Annotated in this window: 3 protein-coding genes; all 3 read left to right on the forward strand. The window is 73.6% G+C overall.

All coding sequences use genetic code 11. The features are described from left to right. The coding region (locus tag ACFQ79_RS40495) for an ABC transporter permease (protein ID WP_383593352.1) at positions 1–918 on the forward strand (918 nt) is incomplete at its 5' end. Continuing rightward, positions 918–1907, forward strand: coding sequence for an ABC transporter permease (locus tag ACFQ79_RS40500; protein WP_383593355.1), 990 nt, complete (start codon positions 918–920; stop codon positions 1905–1907). The genes ACFQ79_RS40495 and ACFQ79_RS40500, both read left to right, overlap by 1 nt. Further along, the gene (locus tag ACFQ79_RS40505; RefSeq protein ID WP_383593358.1) at positions 1904–3547 is read left to right on the forward strand and encodes a dipeptide ABC transporter ATP-binding protein; all 1644 of its coding nucleotides are present in this window, start codon (positions 1904–1906) and stop codon (positions 3545–3547) included. The genes ACFQ79_RS40500 and ACFQ79_RS40505 overlap by 4 nt, the downstream gene beginning before the upstream one ends. Positions 3548–3646 lie beyond the last annotated feature (99 nt).

Consider the following 3646-nt stretch of genomic DNA (forward strand, 5'->3'; position numbering starts at 1 on the left):
GCCCGGCAGGTGTGGCGACGGCTCCGCACCCGCCCCGCCGCCCTCGTCTCCGCCGCCGTCCTCCTCCTGCTCGTCCTCCTCGCCCTCGGCGCCCCGCTGCTCGCCGCCCTGGAGGGCCAGGACGCGAACACGTACCACGACGACCTCGTCGACTCGGCCCGCGGCGGCGTCCCGTACGGCGCCTTCGGCGGCGCGAGCGCCGACCACTGGCTCGGCGTCGAACCCGGCACCGGCCGCGACCTGTTCGTCCGCCTCCTCCACGGTGCCCGGATCTCCCTGCTGGTCGCCGTCGGCGCCACCGCCGTCCAGATCCTCATCGGCGTCCTCGTCGGCCTCGCCGCCGGCCTAGGCAACCGCTGGATCGACGGCGTCCTCGGCCGGGTCACCGACGTCCTCGTCGCCCTCCCGATGCTCGTCCTCGCCGTCGCGCTGACCGCCGTCGTCCCGCGCGACTTCCCCCGGCCCCTGCTGCTGATCCTCGTCATCGGCTTCCTCGGCTGGGCCGGGACCTCCCGGCTCGTCCGCGCCCAGACCCTCACCCTCAGGAGCCTCGACTTCGTCGCGGCCTCCCGGCTCGCCGGCTCCGGACCCTGGCGGACCGCCCGCCGTGAGCTGCTGCCCTCGCTCGCCGCCCCCGTCATCACCTACGCGGCGATCCTCGTCCCCACCAACATCGTCGTCGAGGCGTCGCTGTCCTTCCTCGGGGTGGGCGTCACCCCGCCCACCCCGTCCTGGGGGCAGATGCTGTCGACCGCGCAGACCTGGTTCCGGGCCGACCCCGCGTACGTCCTGCTGCCCGCCGGACTGCTCTTCGTCACCGTGCTCGCCTTCACCGTCCTCGGCGACGCGGTCCGCACGGCCCTCGACCCCCGCGAGGCGAGCCGCCTGCGCGTGGGCACCCGCAAGGAGGCCTCCTGATGACCCGCTTCGTCCTCAAGCGCCTCGCGGGTGCCGTGCTCGTCCTGCTGGCCCTCTCGGTCCTCGTGTACTCGCTCTTCTACCTGGCGCCCGGCGACCCCGCCCGGCTCGCCTGCGGCGAGCGCTGCAACCCGCAGCAGATCGCCCAGGTCCGTGAGCAACTCGGTCTGAACGACAGCATGCTCGTCCAGTACCTGCACTTCCTCCAGGGCGTCTTCGTCGGCCGCGACTACTCCACCGGCGTCTCCCTCGTGCACTGCGACGCGCCCTGCCTCGGGCTCTCGTACCAGAGCGACCAGCAGGTCACCCTGCTCGTCCTGGAACGGCTCCCCGCCACCGCTTCCCTCGTCGTCGGCGCGCTGGTCGTCTGGCTGGTCGTCGGCGTCGGCACCGGACTGCTCTCCGCGCTCCGCCGGGGCGGCCCCACCGAGCGGATCCTGACCCTGCTCACCCTCGCCGGGAGCGGCACCCCCGTCTTCATCCTCGGACTGCTGCTCCTCATGGCCGTCTGCGCCTACCTCCAGTGGCTGCCCTTCCCCAGCTACGTGCCGTTCGGCGAGGACCCCGAGCAATGGGGCTGGAACCTGCTCCTTCCCTGGCTCACCCTCGGCCTCTTCGAATCCGCCAAGTACGCCCGGCTCACCCGGAGCGCCACCCTGGAGACACTCGCCGAGGACCACATCCGCACCTTCCGCGCCTACGGGGTGGGGGAGCGGTCCGTCGTCACCCGCCACGCGCTGCGCGGCGCCGTCCCGCCGGTCATCGCGATCAGCGCCGTCGACATCGGGTCGATGTTCGGCGGAGCCGTGCTCACCGAGTCCCTCTTCGGCATCCCCGGACTCGGCAAGACCCTCATCGACGGGGTGAAGGCGATCGACCTGCCCGTGGTGGTGGGCGTGGTCATGGTGACGGGCACGTTCGTCGTCCTCGCCAACGTCCTCGCCGACCTGCTGTACGCCGCCGCCGACCGAAGGGTGGTCCTGACGTGACCCCGATCGTCGAAGTAACGGACCTCACCGTCGAGTTCGCCAGGTCAGGCGATCCCGTCCGGGCCGTCGACGGCCTCTCCCTCACCCTCGACGAGGGCCGGGCCCTCGCCCTCGTCGGCGAGTCCGGCAGCGGCAAGTCCACCGTCGCCGGCGCCCTCCTCGGCCTCCACCGGGGGACGGGGGCGCGGGTCGGCGGAACCGTACGGGTCGGCGGCATCGACGTCGCCACGGCGGGGCCCGGCGAGCTCCGGCGGCTGCGCGGCGGAGTCGCCGCCATGGTCTTCCAGGACCCGCTGTCCGCCCTCGACCCCTACTACGCCGTCGGCGACCAGATCGCCGAGGTGTACCGCGTCCACGCCGGCGGCTCGCGACGGGCCGCCCGCGCCCGCGCCGTCGAGGTCCTCGACCGGGTCGGCATCCCCGACGCGGCCCGCCGCTCCCGCTCCCGCCCGCACGAGTTCAGCGGCGGCATGCGGCAGCGGGCCCTGCTCGCGATGGCCCTCGCCTGCGAGCCCCGGCTCATCGTCGCCGACGAACCGACCACCGCCCTCGACGTCACCGTGCAGGCCCAGATCCTCGACCTGCTGCACGAGCTGCGGCGCGAGACGGGCACGGCGCTGCTGCTCGTCACCCACGACGTGGGCGTCGCCGCCGAGAGCGTCGACGAGGTGCTGGTCATGCAGGACGGCAGAGAAGTCGAACGCGGGCCCGTGGGCGGGGTGCTGGGCGCGCCGGCGGAGCCGTACACGAGGAGACTGCTCGCCGCCGTGCCCCGGCTCGACGGACCGGTGCGCGAGCCCCTGGAGAAGGGGCAGCCCCTTCTCGAAGTGCACGACCTGAAGCGGGTGTTCGGGCGGGGCCCGAAGGCGGTGACCGCCGTCGAAGGCGCCTCGCTCACCCTCCACGCGGGCGAAACCCTCGGCGTCGTAGGGGAGTCCGGCAGCGGCAAGACCACCCTCGGCCGCATGCTGGTACGGCTCCTCGACCCGACCGGTGGCCGACTCCGTTACGCGGGGAAGGAGATCGGCGCCCTGCCGGAGCGGGAACTGCGCCCGTACCGCCACGAACTCCAGATGGTCTTCCAGGACCCGGTCGCCTCGCTCAACCCGCGCCGCTCCGTCGGCGAGTCGATCGCCGACCCGCTGCGGGTGGCGGGGGAGCGGGACGAGACCCGGATACGGGGCCGGGTGCGGGAGCTGCTCGACCGGGTCGGGCTCGACCCCGACCGGTACGAGGCCTACCCGCACGAGTTCAGCGGCGGACAGCGCCAGCGCGTCGGCATCGCCCGCGCGCTCGCCGCCGAACCCCGGATCGTCGTCTGCGACGAACCCGTCTCCGCCCTCGACGTCACCACCCAGGCCCAGGTGACCGCGCTGCTCGCTGAACTCCAGGCCGAACTCGGGCTCGGGCTGGTCTTCATCGCCCACGACCTCGCCGTCGTCCGGCAGGTCAGCGACCGGGTCGCCGTCATGCGCGCGGGCCGGATCGTCGAGCAGGGCACGGTCGCCGAGGTGTACGGCGCGCCCCGTGACCCGTACACCCGGCAGCTGCTCGCGGCCGTCCCCTCGCTCGACCCGGTCCGCGCGACGGAGCGCCGGGAACTGCGCCGCGAAGGACGCCAGGAACTGGCCGTCGCCTGACCCTCCGTGACCGCCCCGGTGCGTACCGCGACAGAACGCTACCGGGGTGGGAAAGTTACGTGCATTCACCCCTTCCGGTGGTGCGACGGACAACCGTCC

The sequence above is a fragment of the Streptomyces sp. NPDC056480 genome, assembly GCF_042795405.1.
Classification (GTDB): domain Bacteria; phylum Actinomycetota; class Actinomycetes; order Streptomycetales; family Streptomycetaceae; genus Streptomyces.

What these genes read in the sequence shown, in the direction of transcription:
- ACFQ79_RS40500 (WP_383593355.1), top strand. Translation starts at nt 918, where the DNA reads ATGACCCGCTTCGTCCTCAAGCGCCTCGCGGGTGCCGTGCTCGTCCTG.